This window comes from Pseudonocardia yuanmonensis (assembly GCF_039542425.1).
In the GTDB taxonomy this organism is placed as follows: Bacteria; Actinomycetota; Actinomycetes; order Mycobacteriales; family Pseudonocardiaceae; genus Pseudonocardia; species Pseudonocardia yuanmonensis.
Genome location: NZ_BAABIC010000063.1, coordinates 1 through 1,094, shown reverse-complemented (window position 1 = coordinate 1,094; position 1,094 = coordinate 1). Strand labels below are relative to the sequence as shown.

Sequence of the window (1,094 nt, the reverse complement as noted above, 5' to 3'; positions counted from 1 at the left end):
CCCCGCTGCCGATCATCGCGCCGCGCTCGCCCGGGGACTGCTTCCACGCCGCCGTCGAGGCCGCCGCGATCAGCGTCAAGTACCGGACCCCGGTGATCGTGCTGTCCGACGGGGCGCTGGCCAACGGCTCGGAGCCGTGGAAAATCCCCGACGCCGACACCCTCGAGCGGGTCGACCCGGACTTCGCGACCGAGCCCAACGCCCCGGACGGATCCGGAGAGTTCTGGCCGTATCTGCGCGACCCCGAGACCCTGGCCCGGCCGTGGGCCGTGCCCGGCACCCCGGGCCTGGAGCACCGCGTCGGCGGACTGGAGAAGGCCGACGGGCGCGGGTCCATCTCCTACGACCCGGACAACCACGACCGCATGGTCCGGCTGCGCCAGGCCAAGATCGAGGGGATCCCCGTACCGGACCTCGAGGTCCATGATCCGAGCGGGAACGCCGAGCTGCTCGTGATCGGCTGGGGCTCCACCTACGGCCCGATCGTGGCCGGTGCCCGTCGCGTGCGCGCCCTCGGGCACGCCGTGGCCACCGCGCACCTGCGCCACCTCAACCCCATGCCGACCAACCTGGGCGAGGTCCTGCGCCGCTACCGCACGGTGCTGGTGCCGGAGATGAACCTGGGCCAGCTCGCGCTGCTGCTGCGGGCGAAGTACCTGGTGGACGCCAAGTCCTACACCAAGGTCTCCGGCCTGCCGTTCAAGGCCGAGGAACTGCAGAACGTGTTCCTCGAGTACGTCGATCCCGACTTCCTGAACAACCCCGACGATCTGAACGCTGCGCGGCAGGAGGCCCACGCATGACCACCGACCTCGGCATGCCGGGTCTCGCCCTGGTCCCGCACACGGACGCGAAGCAGACCGCCAAGGACTACACCTCCGACCAGGAGGTCCGCTGGTGCCCCGGTTGCGGCGACTACGCCGTGCTGGCCGCCGTGCGCCAGTTCCTCCCCACCCTGGGGATCCGCCGCGAGAACACCGTGTTCGTCTCCGGGATCGGCTGCTCGAGCCGCTTCCCCTACTACCTGAACACCTACGGGATGCACTCCATCCACGGCCGCGCCCCGACCATCGCCACCGGCCTGGCCGTGTCCC

General features: G+C 70.9%; 2 pseudogenes. Both read left to right on the top strand.

Annotated elements, in window-relative coordinates:
• Positions 1-803: pseudogene (locus tag ABD990_RS34110) on the top strand (2-oxoacid:acceptor oxidoreductase subunit alpha); the annotation flags it as partial.
• Positions 800-1,094: pseudogene (locus ABD990_RS34105) on the top strand (2-oxoacid:ferredoxin oxidoreductase subunit beta); the annotation flags it as partial. The pseudogenes ABD990_RS34110 and ABD990_RS34105, both read left to right, overlap by 4 nt.